The organism is Bradyrhizobium sp. KZN70725 (genome assembly GCF_055264925.1).
The window spans coordinates 1-869 of sequence record NZ_JBUYWT010000187.1; the positions used below are offsets into that span (position 1 = coordinate 1).

Consider the following 869-nt stretch of genomic DNA (forward strand, 5'->3'; position numbering starts at 1 on the left):
CTCGGCAAACTTACGGAACGCCAAATGGAGCGCCTCGCGCACCCGCCTGTCCGGATCCAGCTCAAGCCTGTCGTCGCTGCTGCGCACGTAGCCGACGGCCACACTCGTGTGAAGATCGCCACGTACTGCCTTGAGGCGCAGTGCTTCTTGTGAGCGCTGGCGCAAGATCGTTAGTTCCAGTTCGCTGAACGTCCCCTTCATACCTAGCAGCAGTCGGTCATTGGTGAGCTTTGGATCGTAAACGCCGTCCTCATCAATGATCAGGCTGTTCACCAGCGTGCAGAACTCCAGAAGTGTGTGCCAGTCGCGGCCATTACGGGCCAGGCGGGAAGCCTCGACGGCCAGCACAGCGCCGGCGCTTCCGGTGCAGATCGCGGTCAGCAAGCGCTCAAAGCCGGGACGCGCTGTGCCGCCCCCCGAGCGACCAAGGTCATCATCGATGACGATGACGTTTTCCCAGCCAAGCAGCTGTGCGCGAGTTGCGAGCGCGTACTGACGCCGAGGGCTCTCAGGATTATTGACGAGTTGGTCCGGGGTCGATTGCCGCACATAGACATAGGCGCTGCGTGATAAATGATCAGACGTTATCTTATTCATTGTCCGCCTCCGTCACCTTTGCGCGGGCGGTGCTGCATTCGTCGAGAAGAAGTTTGAGCAGACTTGTGACTTCCAAACGAATCAGCGGATCGAGCCGCTGGTGCTGGACTGTGCCTGCCGTGACCGCCGCCAGATCGAGCTGTCGCCATTGCTGTTCCATCATCACCTCCAACCGTCCGACTCGTTCCAGATGATGGTGACGACGATACGCGCTGTGCATCAACGAGGCCGCGAAGTGCGCGCAACGAATCCAGGGGAAGCCGAGGGACTTC

The 869-nt window shown here is 60.1% G+C and carries 2 protein-coding genes; both read right to left on the reverse strand.

All coding sequences use genetic code 11. The features are described from left to right. On the reverse strand, positions 1-597 hold a 597-nt coding region (locus ACZBJS_RS42620), incomplete at its 3' end, for a recombinase family protein (protein WP_463440343.1). Then, the coding region (locus ACZBJS_RS42625; protein ID WP_463440344.1) for a hypothetical protein at positions 590-869 on the reverse strand (280 nt) is incomplete at its 5' end. The genes ACZBJS_RS42620 and ACZBJS_RS42625, both read right to left, overlap by 8 nt.